The following is an 18,864-nucleotide window of genomic DNA, read 5'->3' as shown; positions in this document are numbered from 1 at the left end:
CACACGCGCGTCACGGCCGCCAGCGATACACGACGAGACTCGAACCGTTGTAATTGTCCTTCGTGATCACGTACTCGCCCGTCGAGCGCAGATACGCGCGAATTCCGTACATCGAGTCGACGTCGTTGCCGACATCCATCGCCGCGGTGTTCGAGTTCGTCAGCGTGGTGACGAGGCTGCCGGTGTTCAGATCGAACACGTCGACGTTCGGCACCGTGTGCACGTAGCCGACGAACAGGTAATGGCCTGCTGCCGCGATCGACTTCGGGTTCGCGCTGGTCAGGTCGATCGCGACGTTCGGCGTGGTCGTATTGCCGGCTTTCCAGCCGCGATAGACCTCGATGTGCCCGTTCATCGCCGTCCAGTCCCAGGTGCCCGCGATGCCCTGCGCGAGGATCATCGTGTCGCTGTCGGCCTGATAGATGATCCGCGTGAGCGGCAGCACCGTGCGCGGAATCGGAATCTGCACCGGCTTGCCCCATGACGGCTTGCCGGTCGCGTCGAGGCCCGTCATCGGATAGTGCGAGATCGTATTGGTGCGATCGAGGCCGGCCCAGACGTCGCCGTTGTCGTCGAGCATGAAACCGGCGGTCGCCTGCAGGCTCGTATTGAATGGCTTGCCGGGGATCGAACCGTCTGGAATCGCGATGTAGCCGTTCGCCGCGTTGAAGTGATAGATGTTGTAGTTGCCGGGGTTCTGCCCGGTCGCGACGAGCATCCGCGTGCCGTTCACCCGCGCGAGCTGACCGAAATGCTGGCCGCGCTGATAGTCGTTCATGTCGAGGCGCGGATCCTTCGGATAGGTGAACGGATCGATCGTGTTCGCGACGAACGTGCCGCCCGCGGTGCCGGTATACACGGTGTTGCCGCTGTAGAAGAACGCGCCGTCGGTGAGCGGATCGGGCGCCGCGGCTGCCTCGAAGTTCAGCGCCTGCAACTTCCATTGCAAGAGGCCGGTCGGGCTGTACGAATGGAGGTCGGTGCTGCCGTTGCGGCCGAGATCCCAGCCGCCGCCCCACGTGTTGTTCAGCACGTACAGGTTGCCGGCCGCGTCCTTGCCGATGCCCGCGATGCGCGTGAAGCGCTTGTCGCCGACCTGCCCCTTGATGCCCGTCGTCGTGTCGAGATAGCCGCCCTGCACGCCGAACGTGCCGACCTGCGCGGGCTGGCCCGCGAGCGCGTAGATCTTGATGTTCATGTCCGGGCCTTCATCGCCCACCAGCAACTGCCCGCTCGGCGCATCGAAATAAAGCGAAGCCGGCCGCGCGCGGGCCGCCATCTGGATCGTGCCCAGCGCGGCGCCGCTCGGGCTGAACTGCGCGACCACGCCCGCGCTCTTGCGCGCAACCCACAGGTTGCCGGCCGCGTCGAGCGCGAGCGCGCCCGGCCCCGACACCGCGATGTCGCGCTGCCACACGCCGTCCGTCGTGTACACGCGCACGCGGTTGCCGTAGAAGTCGCTCGCGTACAGCAGGTTGCCGGCCGTCGCGAGGCCGGTGATCACGTCGGCGTACTGGATGCCCGTCCACGTGCTGACCGGGATGCGCAGGTCGCGCTGGTTCGTGCTGCGGTTGTAGCGCCCCACCGAGCCGCTGCCGAACGTGCGGTTGTAGCCGAGCGCGACGAACAGCGAATTCGCGTTGCCGGTGATCGCGCCGCCCTGGAACTCGTCATGGATGCCGATCGTGCCGAGCGTCTGCCCGTTCTGGTAGATCGCGACGCCGCCGGCGTTCTCGTCCCAGCGCGACGACGTATAGATCACCCCTTCGGGCGCGACCCACAGCGAGCGCGCGCCGTTGCCGACGTGCGCGGCGAGCGTGCCGAACGTGTTGGCGAGCCAGTCCGTCGAGTATTGCGTCTGCGCGTGGGCGAGCGGTGCCGTGAGCATCATGCATGCCGCAAGCAATACCGCGCCGATTCGTTTCACTGACATGACTGAGGCTCCCGGACGATTGTTTGTTGATACTGTAATTCGGCGCAGATGAAACATTGGTGATTTCTGAAAAATTCCATCAAATTGTGCCGAGAATTATTTTGCGGCTTTACGTTATGCGGATGTCGCGCGCTTTGCTCGTCAACGCTGGGCGTGCCGCTACGCTACGATGTGTCGCGCCCGCATTGTGCAGGCCGAATTTTTCGGCACTTTATTCCGAATAATTCGATGCGTGCATGTCATTTTTTCTGATTTTCGCGCAGCGGTTTTATCGCACGCGGAATCGATTGAATGATTACAAATAGAAATTTAGATGAAAGAAAAAAATATTGTCGCGTGCAGCATCGTGCGTCGCGGCGGGCATGGTGCATGCCGCCGCGTCGCGAAGGTCGTGAAGGATGGGAAATGACGCAGTGCACGGCGACTTGCCGATGCCGCTGACGATGCAACCGGCGCTGCGGCGCGCATGCGGCCATGCGCTGAAGCCGGCCGCCATCTTTGGATAGCACCGCTGTACAACCGAGGAACCAGCGCCGGATAATCGAGCACCGCCTTTCGAGGAGCCCGCCGCCATGGACCGCATGTCGCCGTTGCCGTTCGCCGCCGCTCGGCGTGAACGATGAGAATCGACGCGCCGCCGCGCTGCGGCTTTCCCGGCCTGTCGCTGCGCCAGCTCGAGCGTACCGATCTCGATGCGTGGTACGCGTACCTGTCGGTGCCCGACGTCGTCCGTCACACGAGTTGGAACCTGCGCTCGCGCGATGACCTGCTGCCGCTGTTCGACGCGATCGAATCGGCGCAGCCGGATTCGATCCGCCGTCTCGCGATCGTCGACGATGCGTCCGGCGCGCTCGCCGGCACGATCGGGCTGCATACGGTGTCCACCGCGAATCGCTCGGCCGAAATCGCGTACGATCTCGCGCCGTCGTACTGGGGGCGCGGCGTGCCCGGCGATTTCGCGATATACGCGCGCCTCGCGACGGACTGACGCGTCGGGCGACCGGCACCGGCCTCGTGAATGGCACTGCGCCCGCCGTCGAAGCGATTGGACGGCCCGCGCCGAATTCGCGACAATCGGCTTCCCCGGCTCGACTCGCCCCGCCATGAAAATCGCTGCGCTGTCCGACATCCACGGCAACCTCGCCGCGCTCGACGCGGTGCTCGACGACGTGCGCCGCCGCGGCGCCGACGTGATCGTCAATCTCGGCGATATCGTCTCGGGCGCGCTCCATCCGGCGGAAACGGCCGATCGCCTGATCGCACTCGATCTGCCGACGATCCGCGGCAATCACGAACGGCAACTGCTGGAGCGCACGCGCGACGCGATGGGGCTGTCCGACCGTTGGGCGCACGACACGCTGCACGAGCGCCACCGCGCGTGGCTCGCCGCATTGCCTGAACGCGCGACGCTCGGCGACGACGTGCTGCTGGTGCACGGCACGCCCGCGAGCGACCTCGACTATTTTCTCGAAACGGTGACGCGCGACGGCTGCCGCGCGGCGACGCCCGACGAAATCGCGCAGCGCGCCGGAGACGAGCCGGCGTCGCTGATCCTGTGCGGCCACACGCATGTGCCGCGCGTCGCGCGGCTCGCCGACGGCCGCACGATCGTCAACCCTGGAAGCGTCGGGCTGCCGGCCTATGCGGACGATTTGCCGTATCCGCACCGGATCGAAACCGGCTCGCCGCACGCGCGCTATGCGATCGTGTCGCGCACGCCGGCGGGCTGGCACGCCGAACTTCATACCGTCGAATACGACTGGCAGATGGCTGCCGACACGGCAGCCGCGCGCGGCCGCGACGAGTGGGCCGTCGCGCTGCGCACCGGCCGCTGCTGACGCGCCGTCAGGTCACGTTCGCCATCCTTCTTTTACTGGAAAATCACCGCCCGATGCCCGTTCCTTCGCAACTGCTTTTCCTCCCCGGCGCGTCGGGCAGCACCGCGTTCTGGCAGCCGCTCGCGAGCCGCCTCGTGCATCCGGCCGAACGGCGCATCGTCGGCTATCCGGGCTTCGGCGACACGCCGGCCGATCCCGACGTCACCGATTTCGACGGCCTCGTGCGCCGCGTGCTGCACACGATCGACCGGCCGACCGCCGTGATCGCGCAATCGATGGGCGGGGTCATTGCGATGCACGCGGCGCTCGAACGTCCGGCACTCGTCACGCATCTGGTGCTGACGGTCACGTCCGGCGGCCTCGACATGCGCGGCCTCGGCGCGCAGGACTGGCGCACCGATTTCGCGCGCGCAAATCCGCACTTGCCCGACTGGTTCCTGACGTTGCACGTCGACCTGTCCGACGCGATCGGACGCATCGCACAACCGACGCTGCTGCTGTGGGGAGACGACGATCCGATCAGCCCGGTCGCGGCCGGCCAGCGCCTGCTCGAACGGCTGCCCGATGCGCGGCTGCATCTGGTGCCGGGCGGCCGGCACGATCTCGCGGCCGTGCATGCCGATACGCTCGCGCCGCTCGTCGATGCGCATCTGCAGCGGGTTTGACGCTGTGTGTTTCGGCACGCGTGGCGCGAGGTGGACGGTGTTGTGACAGCGGTGGGGCCGTGGGGCGGTGCGCTTAGTCGGGTGCGCTTGGTTCGGCGCGTTTGAATTTGCGTAAGTCAAGACCTGATGTCTCAGTCAGCGTCAGATCAGGTCTGAGATTGCTTTTGCCGTCACTTCATCAAGGGCCGTGATCGACCCGAAGGGGACAGTCGCGCCACCCGCAAGCGGACGTTCAACGCGTGTTCATCGGCACTGTCGTTCCCCGTTGCGCGGGAAACATTTCTATCCGCCCGCGATCATGCTACGGAGGTGGCTTTAATGAGCAACTCGCCGAGCCGTCTTGAAACCGAGTCTTCCGGCGAACGCCGTACTAGAAAGCGGTCCAGTTCTCGACGTGCGCCAACTGCGTCGCCTGTCCTCGCGAGCACAAATGCGAGCGCGATCGGATGCTGAACATAGTTGTAGAAACCCAAGCCTCCATTCGACAGATAGTCTCGCAGCCATTCGAACGCCGGGACGACGTCCTCTACCGAATTTACCCGTCGCCAAAATTCGTCTGCTCGCACGATCGCGGTTTTCACAATCGGTGCCGATTTTTGAGCGACCATCTGCTCTCCGCGAATCAGGCTTAGATCTAAGGCCCTGTCGCGCGCATCGACAGTGAGATCAAACATTGCAGACTTATTGGTTCGGTGCCATCGAACAGAACTACCCGATACGTGCGGAACAAAGTCAAAGGACAGACCCCAGCTAGGCGCTATTACACCGCCCTTCCATGCCGGGAATGCAAATATTTGCCGAATGGGCGACCCGTCGCATCGTACCCACTTTAGCGGCGCTACTGTCTCGAATCCTCGCCCGTCCAATGCCGCATCGACAACAGGAGAGATAATGCGATGCGCAGCTTCTAAGGTCACCATGTCGAACGCTTCGGCCTTTTGAGTATCTTGCCGGATGTGCGTGATCCACTTGCTGATGCTCATCTTCACAACACCATGTCGAGAGAGGAAAACCGTCGCCATCGGTCTGAGTTGACAGGGCGTGGCCGTCGTTTGGCGCTTACAATTGTCGACGATCCAGACCGCGCTGTCGAACGGTCGCTTGTGGGCCGTTCTCACCCTTTCTCATGGCCCGACTCAACTGGCTCTTGCTCGTCTTGAGAAAGAAGGTCGGATAGTTCAGACGCGGAGAGGCGCTTCATCTTCTTTTCGAGCTTGCGATCGTATTGCCGGTCGTTTGGCTCCGAGGCCTGAGCCTTGCGGGCGTACTGCTGGACGAAGCGACTAAGCTCGCCAGCTAGCCGGGTTTTTGTGCGGTTCGTAGTCAGGTGTGGATCCGGTGCCAATCCAAGACAGGTCTTGCGTCAGCCTCCGCCGATTGTCGGCGATTCAGGTCCTGACGTCGACCGTCCGTTCATGGCCGCCGCACGACGCATAGGATCGTTTGAAACCAGCGTTAGAATTCCGTTAGCTATGGCGTGCTTCGCCGGTCGCGTAGTCAAGCCGATACACCGTTCGATTGAAATCCACGGCTTCGATGTGGGCTGGCAGCAAGCGAAAGCCTTCCGAGAACACGTCGGCGCCAGATGCCTGCCACATAAGGTTTCCCTCTAATGACAGGCGAGAGATCTCGAGTTCCCCATGCGAAATGAGAGCACCTCGATCATTTTCCCAGTGGATACCAAAGCACGTGGCCATATCGACCTGTGTTGACCATACCAACCGACGGGGCGATGAAAACGAGAGGCAGGCGACGTGATCGCCGACCGCAAGGTAAAGCTTGTCGCCGAGCACTAGCGCAGAGTGATCATGCACCGATGAGCAGCCTCCACCTGCGCCAACGACCATTATTCCGCTACCGTTCAACGCTATCCCATGGACAGATGTAGGCGTGTCTCGCGTGAGCAGTACCTCGAACTCGTACGATCTCACATTGTCTTGTGACTCGAATGAGTACGTGGGCTCGTTCACAACGCTAAGTATGCCAAATTGCGTATCGATTTTCTGCACTTGAAATTGTCGTCCGTCCTAGTGGGTAGGATTGTCGACGATTCCTGCAGCGGCGTCGAACGTCCGATTGTGGCCGAACTTAGTCAGACACCTGGCGCTGTCTGTTTGGTCTAGTCCAGCCATATACATTTGCTTCGTCGCACTTCGCTCGTCACGCTTGACTCATCTCGCACGATTCGTCTCGCGTGATCGGCGCCCGTACTTCCCCCCTCCCCCCATCACCCCACATTCACCAACGTCAACCGCGCCTCCAGCCCGCCGCCATCCTCCCGGTTGCGCAGCGTCAGCGTGCCGCCCATCGCGAGCGCGAGCTGCCGCGCGATCGCGAGGCCGAGGCCCGTGCCGCCCGTATCGCGGTTGCGCGACGTCTCCACGCGCCTGAACGGCTCGAACACCGCATCGAGCTGATCGTCCGGGATGCCCGGCCCGCGGTCGCGCACCGCGATCACCGCGCCGCCGTCGGGCGCCGCCTGCACGTCGATCTCCGCTGCGCCCGCGAACTTCAGCGCGTTGTCGACCAGATTGCCGACTATCCGGCGCAGCGCCTTCGGCCGCGTGACGAGCGCGAGCGGCCCGCCGCCGTGCAACGCGACATCCTGCCCCGCATCCGTGTAGTCGCACACGATGCTGTCGAGCAGCGCGTCAAGATCGATGCGGCGCGCGGCCTCGTCGGTGCCGTGCAGCGTGCGCGCATACGCAACGCCCTCCTTCACCAGATGCTCCATCTCGAGCAGATCGTGGCGCAGCTTCGCGCCTTGCACGTCGTCGTCCATCGTATCGACACGCAGCCGCATACGCGTGATGGGCGTCTGCAAATCATGCGAGATCGATGCGAGGATCTGCATGCGCTCGGCCATGTACTGCGCGATGCGCTCCTGCATCGCGTTGAACGCGCGGGCCGCGCGCGCGACCTCGGACGGCCCGTTCTCGTCGAGACGCTCGCCCTTCAGGTCGGGGCCGAGCGCGTCGGCCGCCTGCGCGAGCTGGTTCAGCGGCCGCGTCGCGAGCCGCACCGCGAACCAGCAGCACGCAGCCAGCACCGCGAGCTGCAGCGCCAGCACGTACGGCAGCCAGCCCGACAGCGGCACCGTCGACATCGGATGGATGTCGATCGTCAGCGGCGAACCGTCGGTCAGGCGCAAATGCACCTGCAGATGCTCGCGATCGCCGGGAATCGCGTTCGCGGTCAGCGGATAGTCGCCGCCGATGCCGTCCGAGATCGAGCGCTCGACGCGCGCTGACAGGCGCGCCTCCGGCGGCGTGCCGGTCTGCCCCGGCCCAAGAATGAACGTGTAGCTGCGCCGCGCGAGACGCGGCACCCACGCGGCGCGCTGCGCGGGCGGCAGGTTGTCGAGCAGCGCGACCGAACTGGCGACTTCGCGCTCGATGTAGCCCATCATCAGGTTGGTGGTCGCCTGGTCGCGCTCGGTCACGGTCAGCCAGAACGACAGCGTCTGCGCGAGCGCGAGGCCGACGCACAGAATCAGCGCGAGCCGCGCGAACAGCGAACGCGGCCAGTGCCACAACGACAACGCCGACAACGCGCGCGAGCTCATGCGCCACCTTCGACCGCGGTCACCGCCGACGAGAACACGTAGCCCTCGTTGCGCAGCGTCTTGATGTAGCGCGGCTCGCGCGCGCCGTCGCGCAGCCGCTGGCGCAGCCGGCTCACGAGCAGGTCGATCGACCGGTCGAACGGATCGGACTGCCGCCCCTGCGTGAGATTGAGCAGCTGGTCGCGCGTCAGCACGCGCTGCGGATTGTCGACAAACACGCGCAGCAGCCGGTATTCGGCGCCGCTGAGCGCGACCATCGTGCCTTCGGTGTCGAGCAGGTGGCGCCCGGTCGTGTCGAGCCGCCATTCGCCGAACGCGAGCATCGCGGCCGTCTCCGTCACCTGCATGCCGGGCGGCAGCATGCGTGCGCGGCGCAGCACCGAGCGGATGCGCGCGAGCAGCTCGCGCACCGCGAACGGCTTCGCGAGATAGTCGTCGGCGCCCATTTCCAGGCCGATGATGCGGTCGGTTTCCTCGCCGCGCGCGGTCAGCATCAGCACCGGCACGGTACGGAACCGGCCGGCGCGCAGGTCGCGGCACAGCGTGAGGCCGTCCTCGCCGGGCAGCATCAGGTCGAGCACGATCAGATCGGGGGCGCCGTCGTCGAGCAGGTTGCGCATCTCGCGGCCGTTCGCGGCGACCGACACACGCATGCCGTTCTTCTCGAGATAGTCCGCGATCAGTTCGCGGATCGCGCGATCGTCGTCGACGATCAATACGTGGTCGGGCTTGTCCATGGGTGTCTTCGTCGTGATGTGGCGGCTCGCGATGTCCGCTTTTATACCGCAGCGCGGCCGCGCGTTTGTATCTCAATGTATCGCGCCGCCGCGACGACACACAACATTGCACACGCGCCGCTTGGCGGACACATCGCCGATACGTCGGTGCGGCCCAATGGGGATCGTCGAAACCCGTCGGCCAACGCACCCGCCCAGCCGGCCACCGAACCGGAGAACCGCCATGCTGCCCCGTTTCAGAACCGCCGTCGCCGTGGTCGCGGTCGCCGCCACGGCCGCGCTCGCCGCGCTCGCCGCGCTCGCCGCATTCGCCGCATTCGCCGCATTCGCCGGCACGCGCGACGATGCCAGGCTGCCCGCATCGGCAGCCGGCATGCAGGCGCCGAACTTCACCGGCATCGAGCGCTGGCACAACAGCGCGCCGCTCACGCTCGACCAGTTGCGCGGCAAGGTCGTGCTGGTCGACTTCTGGACCTACTCGTGCATCAACTGCATTCACACGATTCCGTACGTGAACGACTGGTATCGCAAATATCGCGACCAGGGGCTCGTCGTGGTCGGCGTGCATACGCCCGAGTATCCGTTCGAACGCGATGCCGACAACGTCGCCGAAGCGCTCGAGCGCTTCGGCATCCGCTATCCGGTTGCGCAGGACAACCACTACGACACCTGGCGCGCGTACGGCAACCAGTACTGGCCCGCGCTGTACCTGATCGACGCGAGCGGCAAGGTGGTCTACACGCGGTACGGCGAAGGCGGGTACGACACGACGGAAGCCGCGATCCGCGCCGCGCTCGCGCAAGCACATGCGGCCACCGACGCGACGCAACGCGCGACGCGCACGCAGTAGCTCGCACGGCGGCGCGCGCAGGTGCGGCGCGGCTCACTGCCGCTTCGCGTCCGCCTGCTCGAGCATCGCGTCGCCGATGGCTACCTGCCCGTTCGCGATCAGCGCGTCGGCCGCCTTGGTCTGCGACAGCTTGCGTTTGCCGACGAGCCGCGTGATCTCGATCTGCAGCCCGACGATCGACTGCAGCAGCGCATCGAGATAGTCCTTCGGCGCATCGGCCATCTTCCACGGCACCGGCTGCGACGCCTCGTGCGTGCGCGTGAGCCGCGCGACCACGCCGCGCACGAACTTCTCGTCGTCGCGCACGGTGATGCGGCCATACGCATGCACGACCACGTAGTTCCACGTCGGCACCTGACGGTGCGCGACATGCTTGCTCGGATACCAGTTCGGCGAGATGTACGCATCGCCGGCGCGGAAGATCACGAGCACGTCGTCGCCGTTCGCGACTTCCTGCCACAGCGGATTCGCTCGCGCGACGTGCGCATGCAGCTCGCCGAGGCCGCCGTCGCGCGGCAACAGCTCGAACGGCAGATGATTCGCGTCGAGGCCGCTCGCGCCGTGCGTGACGAGGCTGCCGAACGGATGCTGGACGATCAGCTCGCGCAGCGCGTCGGGGTTCGATTCGGCGAAATCGGCAGGGACATACATGGCGGCTCCACAGTGGGACGGGGTTCGGCTGACGGCCCTGCATGGGCTTCGTCATGCGCAGATTGTGCCCGCAAACTGGTTTCTTCTGTAGAACCGGTTGCGAGCAGTTTCAGCAGAACAGGATCGCGGCCCGAACGGCCCGCATCGTGGCAATCCCGTCGCTCGGCGACGTGCGGCTCGGCGACGTTCCGCCGTCCACGTGGCGGCTCGCGGCATCGCTGCAGGCGGCGCGCTCCACCGTCGTCGAAGCGGATGCTCGACCGAGCGGCAAAGGCTTCGTGGAAGCGCGCGGCGTGGCGGCTTCGATCGCGCAGATGGAGGCGGCCGCCCTCGACCCGAGCGGCGCGCCGCGGCCGCGGGCGCCGCGAAAGGTTGTCCGCGGGCAACAAACGTAATCGTCTGTAAATCTTGCAAGAAAACGGCCGTTTCGGCCCGCGGCAGCCGCGCGCGGTTTGCTAGCATCGCGCCTTTTCGGACCGCGCTCCGCGCTACCGTCGCCGTGAATCGCTTCGTGCCGTCTCTTCGCAATCTGTGGCTCCGCTGCCGCGACCGCGCGCGCGCCTTGTGCGCCGGCGCATGGCAGCGGCTGCGCCATCCGACGCGCCGCGGCGTCGTGCTCGCGCTCGCGGCGCTTCCGCTGCTCGGGCTGCTGGTCCTGCTCGCGTTCGTGCCATTCACGCCGAGCATCGGCGACATCCGCCGCGCCCGCATCGACCGCCCTGCGCGCGTGCTGTCGGCCGACGGTCAGCTGATCGCCGAGTTCCGGCCCGTGAACCGCGAATGGGTGCCGCTGCGGCAGATCTCGCCGCACATGGTCGACGCGCTGATCGCGACCGAAGACCACCGCTTCTACGCGCACCACGGCATCGACTTGCGCCGCACGATCGCGGCCGGGCTGCATACGTTCTCGGGCAGCCGCCAGGGCGGCTCGACGATCACGCAGCAGCTCGCGCGCAATCTGTATCCGGACGAGATCGGCCGTGCGCCGACCCTCACGCGCAAGGTGAAGGAGCTGATTACCGCGTTCAAGATCGAGACGGTATACAGCAAGGACGAGATCCTCGAAACCTATCTCAACACCGTGCCGTTCCTGTACAACGCGTACGGCGTCGAAATGGCCGCGCGCACCTATTTTGGCAAATCGGCGGATCAGCTCGACATCGTCGAAAGCGCGACGCTGGTCGGCATGCTCAAGGGCAACAGCTATTACAACCCGGTGCTGAATCCGGAGCGCGCGGTGCAGCGGCGCAACCTCGTGCTCGCGCGGATGGCGGCGCTGCGCATGCTGTCGCCGCAACAGCTCGCGCAATTGCAGCGCCGGCCGCTGCGCGTCGATTTCGAGCCGCAGACCGCGCAACCCGGCCCCGCGCCGCACTTCGCCGTGCAACTGCGCAAATGGCTGATCACGTGGGCCGATCGCAACAACTACGACCTCTATTCGGACGGTCTCGTCGTGCGCACGACGCTCGACGCGCAACTGCAGCAGATGGCCACGCGCGCGCTCGCGCAGCAGACCGAGCGCCTGCAGGCGGTCGCCGACGGCGCGTGGCGCGGCGCGTCCGGTTGCGGGCTGCGCAACGACCTGTTTCGCGGCTTCATCCGGCAGAGCGCCGACTACCGCGCGGCGCGCGACGCCGGGCTCGCCGACGCGGCCGCGGTGAAGCAGCTCGGCGCGAACCGCGCGTTCATGCGCGCGCTGTGCGAGCGCAAGACGCGCGTGCAGGCCGGCTTCGTCGCGCTCGACCCGCGCGACGGTGCGATCCGCGCGTGGGTCGGCAGCCCCGATTTCGACAGCGAGCCGTTCGATCACGTCGCGCAGGCGCGGCGGCAGCCGGGCTCGACGTTCAAGCCGTTCGTGTACGGCGCCGCATTCGCGGACGGGATGCGCCCGGACGACACGTTCGTCGATCGCCCGGTCGCGATCCCGATCGGCGCGCACGCGCAGTGGCGTCCGACCGACGCGGAGCCGCCGACGGACGCGCCGATGACGCTGCGCGACGCGCTCGCGCTGTCGCGCAACCGCATCACCGCGCAGGTGATGCAGCGCGAAGGCGCGGCGCGGGTCGCGCAGCTCGCGCGCGCGATGGGCGTGCGCGACAGCCCGCTCGACGCGGTGCCGTCGCTCGCGCTCGGCACGAGCCCCGTCACGCTGAAGGAAATGGTGTCCGCGTACGGCACGATCGCGAACCGCGGCGTGTACGTCGCGCCGCAGATGATCACGCGCATCGAGGACCGCGACGGCAAGGTGCTCGCGACGTTCGGCAGCGCGCCGCCCGAACGCGCGCTGCCGGTCGCGGCCGCGCAGACGCTGATCGACGTGATGCGCGGCGTCGTCGACTACGGCACCGGCGCCGACATCCGCGAACGCTACGGGATCCGCATCGACGTCGCCGGCAAGACCGGCACCACGCAGGACAACACGGACGGCTGGTTCATCCTGATGCATCCGCAACTGGTGGCGGGCGCGTGGGTCGGCTTCGACGACGGCAGCGTGACGCTGCGCAGCGATTACTGGGGCGCAGGCGCGCACAGCGCGCTGCCGATCGTCGGCACGTTCTTCGATGCGGCGCTGCGTGCGCGCGCGATCGACCCGCGCGTGCAGTTCTCGCCGGATTTCCGGCCGCGCAGCGCGCCGGCGCCGAAGCGGCGTGCGCCGCATTCGGGCCTGTTCGACTGGCTGAAATTCTTCCGCTGACCGGCGCGCGTCAATCCGCCGTGTCGCCGTTCTTCGGCAATTTCGACCGCGCCTTGTGGCCCGGCGCCGGCGACCATGCCGGACGGGTACTGCGTTCGCTGTCGATCACGACCAGATAGCGCCCGGCGATCGGCGTGATGTCGCGATCGTGGCGCAGCACCCACAGCGACCGGCCGGACTCGACGCGCGCCTGATAGTCGTCGTCGAGAATCGCGTGACGGTCGAGGAACGTATTCAGCGAAGCGGGAATCCGCACGCAGCCTTTCGAATGCCGGATGCCGAGCAGCGGCTCCAGACGATCGGGGTCGGTCGCATGCATCTGGAAGCGCATCGGCGACTTGCCGCCCTTGCCCCAACCGCGCTCGCCTTCGACCCAGCCGAAATCGTAGATGCGCATGTCGTGCGCGCCATAGCCGCGAATGCCGTGGTCGTTCATCGTTCCTTCGGCACGGAAATCCATGTTGTCGGGCGAATGGTGGAACACGCCGAGCGGCGTCAGGAAGTGATCGTACTGGCCGGGCCAGCCGGTGCCGACCGGCGAGGCGCCGATCAACAGCCATGCGTTGTCCGGCGTCGCGCGGAAGTAGATGAACAGCGCCTGCACGTTCGGCGCGCGGTCGACCATCGCGACGTACTCGCCGGCGAGGTCGCCGAGATTGGCGTCGGTCAGTGCGCGCTGAAGGCGATCGGCGTATGCGCGCTGGTCGTTGGCGGGCACGTTCAGCCGCCGCGTCACTTCCTGCGCGAAACGCTCGCGCATGTCGAGCGCACGCGCGGTCGCCTCCTTCGCCTGTTCCGCAGACAACGGCGGATGCCGGCGCGGCGGCGTCGGCGCCGGTGCTTCGGCTTCGCTCGCGGAAGTTTCTGCGGTATCCGAGGCGGCGGATGCGGCCGAAGCAGCCGATGCGCCGCTGGCGGAATGCGCGTGATGCGCGGCGGCAGCGGACGACGGCGCCGCCGACGACGCCGGATGCGCCGCGGCGGCATGCCGAGCCGGAGACGATGCCGATGAGGCGCCGGGCGCGGCAGACGCCGGCACGTCGGATGCGCCGAAGGCCGGCTGCGGGACGAGAACGGAAACGGGGAGCGCGGCGGCGAGCCACACGAAGGCGGCGACGGTGCGCGTACTGCAACGCGGCACGGGGAATCGCCGCGTCAGGTCGGAAAGCATCATGCGATCGGAGCCATCGGCCGATCCGGCCGCCGGACATAGCGAGCGGCGCAACGCGCGCGAGCTTCGCCGGTACGTGGAACGCATCGCATGCGCGCCGCGCCGACGTCTCGCCGGGGCGAAGCCGCTCGTGCGGGCAACACGTTCGGCCCGATGGCGGTCAATGAGTCGTGAGGTCTTTCATTCTACCTGCGCACGCATTGAACGGCAGCGTGGCGGGGCGTGGGGCGCGCACCGAGCGCTTTACTCTGGGCTTCGGGCTTCGGACGCCGTTCGCCCTGCACGAAGCACCAAGCGTCGCGCAACGTAGCGCGCCGCCCGGCCGCCTGCCCCACACCCGCGCGACAACTACTTCGAAATCGCCTCGAGCGCGATGCCGCGGGTGCGCGGCCCCATGAACCCGATCGCGGCCATCACGATCACCATCGCGCCGGCGATGAACGCGAACACGCCGAACGTACCGAAGCCCTTGAGCACGGCGGCGATCACGAACGACGAGAAGATCGCGGAAAAGCGGCTCCACGAATAGACGAAGCCCACCGCGCGCGCGCGGATCGACGTCGGGAACAACTCGGCCTGATACGCGTGGAAGCTGTACGACATGATGTTGCTCGCGAGCGTGAGGCCGATGCCGAGCACGATCAGGAACGCGCCGACGGTCGTCTGGCTGAACAGCAGCCCGCAGACGACGATCGCCGCCGCCATCGCGACGATCACCGACTTGCGCTCGAAGCGATCCGCGATCACCAGGCCGATCAGCGGACCGAGCGGCGCCGCGAGCGCGATAACGCTCGAATACATCAGGCTCGACGTGATCGTGATGCCCTGCTTGATCAGCAGCGTCGGCACCCAGTTCGCGAAGCCGTAGAAGCCGACCGTCTGGAACACGTTGAAGATCGTCATCATGATCGTGCGGCTGCGATACGGCGGCACCCACATGTCGCGGAAGCGGCCGCGCGGCGGCACCGGCTCGGGCGGCGCGGGCGGCGGCAGCGAGCGGCCGTATTCGGCTTCCACCTTCGCCTCGAGCGCGCGCATGATGCGGTCGGCCTCGTCGACGCGCCCCTGCTGCGCCAGCCAGCGCGGGCTTTCCGGCAGCTCGCGGCGAATCCACCAGACGAACAGCGCGCCGTGCGCGCCAATCAGCACGACCCAGCGCCAGCCGTCGAGGCCGAGCGGCGCGTGCGGCACCAGCAGGTACGCGAGGAACGCGACCACCGGCACCGCGACGAACCCGACCGCCTGCTCGCACGCGAACGCGCGGCCGCGGATCTGCTTCGGCACCAGCTCGGAGATGTACGTGCCGATCGTCACCATCTCGACGCCGAGGCCGAGACCGACGACGAAGCGCCAGAAGTTCAGCCCGCCGGCCGTGTCCTGGAACGCCATCACGACGTTGGCGGCCGTGTACCACAACAGCGACCACGTGAAGATCGCACGGCGTCCGAAGCGATCGGCGAGAAAGCCGCATGCGATCGTGCCGATGAACAGGCCCGAGAACAGCGCCGCGATGAAGCTCGCGACGCCCGTGGTGCCGAACAGCCCGTGCGTGGTCGCCGACAGGATGCCGCTCTTCACGAGGCCCGGCGCGACGTAGCCGCTGTACAGCAGATCGTAGAGTTCGAAGAAGAAGCCGAGGCTCAGCAGCACGACGAGCTTCCAGACGCTGCGGGTGGGCGGCAGGCGGTCGAGGCGGGCCGAGATTGCGCCCGCGTCGATGGTGGAGGACGGGGCGGCTGCCCGTGGAATGCTTTCCGATGAGACCATCTTGGTCGTGTCTCCTGATCGTGTCGTATGTTGTTGTTCGCCGGCCGGCCGGCCGCCGCGTCGACGATTCGCTGCATTGTACCGGCACGCCGCACGCGCCGGCTCGGATGGTCCGAGGAGCGCGACGCCGCGCGGGCACACCGCTTCGCAGCCGGACGATGTGTAAATTGCGTAACGATGTGTCGGCGCATCGCCATCGGTGCGCGCAGGCCATGCGCCGCCGCAGCCGCCCGCGAAAGCCGGCGCGGCCCCGTCGGCACGGGCGTCCGGCGTCGCCGCGCGCCCGCGCGCGTCCGCCGGCGCATGCCTGCGCGCCGAGGCCGCGCGGGCACGACCTGCGCCACCGCCCGCGCCGCGCCCGGTAACATGCTAGCGGTCCAACTTCCCGCCTCCCCGGCGCCATGCGGCGGCCGGGGTCGTCAGCAAAACGCAAGCATTCCATGTCAATACCACGACTTTCCACCTACGCACGCCGCATCGCGCTGATCGCACTGCTGCAGTTCGCGGCGATCGCGACGGCCGCCGCGTTTCCGGCGGCCGCGTCCGCACCGGGCGCGAGCGGCGTCGGCGTCCCGGTGCCGACCATTTCGGTGAACGACGCGCTCGCGCAGCTCAAGCAGATGCAGCTTCAGCAGGACCGCATCAAGCAGCAGACGTCGACGGCAACCAACAGCAAGGAGCTCGACGAACTCGGCGACGCGACCCAGGAGCTGAGCGCCGACGTCGACAAGCTGCAGAGCGAGCTCGCGCCGCAGCGCACCCAGGTGCAGGCGCAGCTCGACGTGCTCGGTCCGCCGCCGGCGCCCGGCGCGTCGCCCGAAACGCCGGCGGTCGCGCAACAGCGCGCGACGCTGAACGCGCGCAAGACGCAGATCGACGCGGCGCTGAAGCAGGCCGCCGACCAGAAAGCCAATCTCGCGAACCTGGCCGACCAGTTCGCGAAGCTGCACCGCAGCCTGCTGCGGAACCAGCTCGCGTTCCGCTCCGGCAGCATCTTCGGCGCCCAGTTCTGGCTACCGCTGTTTCATCTGGCGCCGGAGGACGTGAAGCGGCTCGACGCCTTCGACGCCGAGCTGCGCGACATGCTGCGCTCGTCGTGGACGCCGGGCCAGCGCGCGATCACCACGCTGCTGGTGCTCGCCGCGTTCGCGGCGTGGCTCGGCGGCCGTCGCGTGGTCGAGCGCGGCCTCGCCTGGGTGTGCCTGAACCGCTTGCCCGCCACGCGGCTGCGGCGCAGCGCGCTCGCGCTGGCGACCGCGCTCTCGACGCTGCTCGCCACCGCGCTGGCCGTGCAGATCCTCTATCTCGCGCTCGCCCGCCATTACGAGCTCACGCCTGCGATGAGCGATCTGTGGGACGCGTTCGCGAAGCTCGCGGTGACCTGCGCGCTGATCGCCGGCCTCGGCCGCGCGCTGCTCTGCACCCGCCATCCGTCGTGGCGGCTGCCGGCGCTCGCCGATTCCGTCGCGCTCGCGATGAAGCCGTTCCCCGGCGTGCTGGCCGCGCTGCTGCTGGTGTCCGGCGCGCTCGAATCGATCAACCGCATCGCCGACACCAGCCTGTCGGTCACGCTGCTCGGCCGCGGGATCGTGTCGCTCGTCGTCGCGCTGACCGTCGGCGCGTCGCTGCTGCGCGCCAACCGCGTGCGCAGCGCGCTCGCGGCGGCCGGCGAGGCGCCCGAGCAGCGCTCGACGCTCGCCGGGCTGATCCATGCCGGCGTCACGCTCGCGATCGTCGCTTCGCTGGGCGCGCTGCTGATCGGCTACATCACGGTCGCGCGCTTCATCACGTACGAGCTCGTGTGGTTCGAGATCGTGCTGTGCAGCGTCTACATCCTGATCCAGCTGACGCGCGACGCGAGCGAAAGCCTGTTCTCCGCGAATCTGTCGACCGGCAAGCAGATCAAGCATCTGTTCGCGCTCGACGACCGGCATCTCGAACAGGCGCACACCGTCGTGTCCGGCCTCGGCACGAGCCTGCTGATGCTGGTGGCCGCGATCGCGCTGGTGACCGGCGGCTTCGGCACGACGCCGGGCGACCTGCTCGACAGCGCGGTCGCGATGATCGGCGGCGAGCGGCTGCAACGCCTGAACATCATGCCGGACCGCATCATGAACGCGGTGATCGGCTTCGCGATCGGCTTCTACCTGCTGCGCTCGGTGCGCCGCTGGCTCGACAACGAGTTCATGCCGGCGCTCGGCATGGATGCGGGCATGCGCGTGTCGCTCGTCACGCTGTTCACCAACGTCGGCTACGTGCTGCTCGTGCTGATGACGCTGGGGCTGCTCGGCGTCAAGTGGAGCAATCTCGCGTGGATCGTCAGCGCGCTGTCGGTCGGCATCGGCTTCGGCTTGCAGGAGATCGTGAAGAACTTCGTGTCGGGGCTGATCCTGCTGACCGAGCGTCCGGTGAAAGTGGGCGACATGGTGAGCATCGCGGGCGTCGAAGGCGACATTCGCCGCATCAACGTGCGCGCGACCGAGATCCAGCTCAGCGACCGCTCGACGGTGATCGTGCCGAACTCGCAGCTGATCTCGCAGAACGTGCGCAACGTGACGATGGGCAACAGCACCCAGGGCGTGGCGACGCTGATGCTGACGTTCCCGCTGAACACCGACCCCGAGCAGGTGCGCGACCTGCTGCTCGACGCCTATCGCGAGCACCCGGCGATCCTCGACAAGCCGGCGCCGTCGGTCACCTTCAGCCAGCTGACGGCGGACGGCATCACGCTCAGCGTGACCGGGTACGTGGCGAGCCCGCGCATCGCGAGCTCGACGAAGAGCGACCTGCTGTTCGAGATCCTGAAGCAGCTGCGCGCGGCGAAGATCACGCTTTCGACGCCGCAGGTGCTGGTCGTGCAGAACATGCCGACGAGCGACGGTGCCGCGCCGCACGAATGACCGGCCGCACGCGCACCGCCCGGTCTTGGCGGTACGCGCGCGCCCGTCGCCATGAAAAAGGCCGGCTGCCGCTTGCGCGGCAACCGGCCCTC

At 67.3% G+C, this 18,864-nt stretch carries 14 protein-coding genes and 1 pseudogene; 7 read left to right on the top strand and 8 right to left on the bottom strand.

Features of this window, described 5'->3' with window-relative positions; genetic code table 11:
* Nucleotides 1-10 precede the first annotated feature (10 nt).
* Nucleotides 11-1,933, bottom strand: coding sequence for an SMP-30/gluconolactonase/LRE family protein (locus AK36_RS01480; protein ID WP_045577695.1), 1,923 nt, complete (start codon nucleotides 1,931-1,933; stop codon nucleotides 11-13).
* 295 nt (nucleotides 1,934-2,228) lie between these two features.
* The gene (locus AK36_RS01475) at nucleotides 2,229-2,429 is read right to left on the bottom strand and encodes a hypothetical protein (RefSeq protein ID WP_045577694.1); all 201 of its coding nucleotides are present in this window, start codon (nucleotides 2,427-2,429) and stop codon (nucleotides 2,229-2,231) included.
* A gap of 123 nt (nucleotides 2,430-2,552) precedes the next feature.
* Here AK36_RS01475 and AK36_RS01470 point away from each other — a divergent pair.
* The 3 genes and pseudogenes from AK36_RS01470 to AK36_RS01460 form a co-directional block, all read left to right on the top strand.
* Nucleotides 2,553-2,879: pseudogene (locus tag AK36_RS01470) on the top strand (GNAT family N-acetyltransferase); the annotation flags it as partial.
* 157 nt (nucleotides 2,880-3,036) lie between these two features.
* Complete coding sequence (locus AK36_RS01465) at nucleotides 3,037-3,771, top strand: metallophosphoesterase family protein (protein WP_034195533.1); 735 nt, start codon at nucleotides 3,037-3,039, stop codon at nucleotides 3,769-3,771.
* Between the two features lie 53 nt (nucleotides 3,772-3,824).
* Nucleotides 3,825-4,436 carry an alpha/beta fold hydrolase gene (locus AK36_RS01460; protein WP_034195550.1) on the top strand — a complete coding sequence of 204 codons (612 nt, stop codon included), beginning with the start codon at nucleotides 3,825-3,827 and terminating at the stop codon, nucleotides 4,434-4,436.
* A 296-nt stretch (nucleotides 4,437-4,732) separates the two neighbouring features.
* Here the strand turns inward: AK36_RS01460 and AK36_RS32430 are convergent, their stop codons facing one another.
* The 3 genes from AK36_RS32430 to AK36_RS01450 all read right to left on the bottom strand — a co-directional run bounded on the left by AK36_RS32430 (nucleotide 4,733) and on the right by AK36_RS01450 (nucleotide 8,738).
* Nucleotides 4,733-5,419 (bottom strand): hypothetical protein, encoded by a 687-nt coding sequence (locus AK36_RS32430; protein ID WP_144410609.1) that lies wholly within the window; start codon nucleotides 5,417-5,419, stop codon nucleotides 4,733-4,735.
* Nucleotides 5,420-6,663: 1,244 nt separating this feature from the next.
* The gene (locus AK36_RS01455; RefSeq protein ID WP_045578385.1) at nucleotides 6,664-7,986 is read right to left on the bottom strand and encodes an ATP-binding protein; all 1,323 of its coding nucleotides are present in this window, start codon (nucleotides 7,984-7,986) and stop codon (nucleotides 6,664-6,666) included.
* Between the two features lie 11 nt (nucleotides 7,987-7,997).
* The gene (locus tag AK36_RS01450; RefSeq protein WP_034194743.1) at nucleotides 7,998-8,738 is read right to left on the bottom strand and encodes a response regulator; all 741 of its coding nucleotides are present in this window, start codon (nucleotides 8,736-8,738) and stop codon (nucleotides 7,998-8,000) included.
* A gap of 223 nt (nucleotides 8,739-8,961) precedes the next feature.
* Between AK36_RS01450 and AK36_RS01445 the strand changes: the two genes are divergently transcribed.
* Entirely contained in the window at nucleotides 8,962-9,588 is a 627-nt protein-coding gene (locus AK36_RS01445) for a thioredoxin family protein (RefSeq protein WP_045577693.1), read from the top strand.
* A 33-nt stretch (nucleotides 9,589-9,621) separates the two neighbouring features.
* Here the strand turns inward: AK36_RS01445 and AK36_RS01440 are convergent, their stop codons facing one another.
* Nucleotides 9,622-10,239 carry an FMN-binding negative transcriptional regulator gene (locus AK36_RS01440; protein WP_045577692.1) on the bottom strand — a complete coding sequence of 206 codons (618 nt, stop codon included), beginning with the start codon at nucleotides 10,237-10,239 and terminating at the stop codon, nucleotides 9,622-9,624.
* A 41-nt stretch (nucleotides 10,240-10,280) separates the two neighbouring features.
* On the opposite strand from AK36_RS01440, the gene AK36_RS01435 reads away from it, so the two are divergent.
* Together AK36_RS01435 and AK36_RS01430 are read left to right on the top strand one after the other, a co-directional pair.
* Entirely contained in the window at nucleotides 10,281-10,634 is a 354-nt protein-coding gene (locus AK36_RS01435; protein ID WP_144410608.1) for a hypothetical protein, read from the top strand.
* A 104-nt stretch (nucleotides 10,635-10,738) separates the two neighbouring features.
* Entirely contained in the window at nucleotides 10,739-12,934 is a 2,196-nt protein-coding gene (locus tag AK36_RS01430) for a penicillin-binding protein 1A (RefSeq protein WP_045577690.1), read from the top strand.
* A 10-nt stretch (nucleotides 12,935-12,944) separates the two neighbouring features.
* Here the strand turns inward: AK36_RS01430 and AK36_RS01425 are convergent, their stop codons facing one another.
* Together AK36_RS01425 and AK36_RS01420 are read right to left on the bottom strand one after the other, a co-directional pair.
* Entirely contained in the window at nucleotides 12,945-14,192 is a 1,248-nt protein-coding gene (locus AK36_RS01425) for a hypothetical protein (protein ID WP_043291950.1), read from the bottom strand.
* Between the two features lie 261 nt (nucleotides 14,193-14,453).
* Nucleotides 14,454-15,872 carry an MFS transporter gene (locus AK36_RS01420; RefSeq protein WP_045577689.1) on the bottom strand — a complete coding sequence of 473 codons (1,419 nt, stop codon included), beginning with the start codon at nucleotides 15,870-15,872 and terminating at the stop codon, nucleotides 14,454-14,456.
* A gap of 440 nt (nucleotides 15,873-16,312) precedes the next feature.
* Between AK36_RS01420 and AK36_RS01415 the strand changes: the two genes are divergently transcribed.
* Complete coding sequence (locus AK36_RS01415) at nucleotides 16,313-18,772, top strand: DUF3772 domain-containing protein (protein ID WP_045577688.1); 2,460 nt, start codon at nucleotides 16,313-16,315, stop codon at nucleotides 18,770-18,772.
* The last annotated feature ends 92 nt before the right edge of the window (nucleotides 18,773-18,864 follow it).

This window comes from Burkholderia vietnamiensis LMG 10929 (assembly GCF_000959445.1).
In the GTDB taxonomy this organism is placed as follows: Bacteria; Pseudomonadota; Gammaproteobacteria; order Burkholderiales; family Burkholderiaceae; genus Burkholderia; species Burkholderia vietnamiensis.
This window is presented reverse-complemented; position numbering and strand designations above follow the sequence as displayed.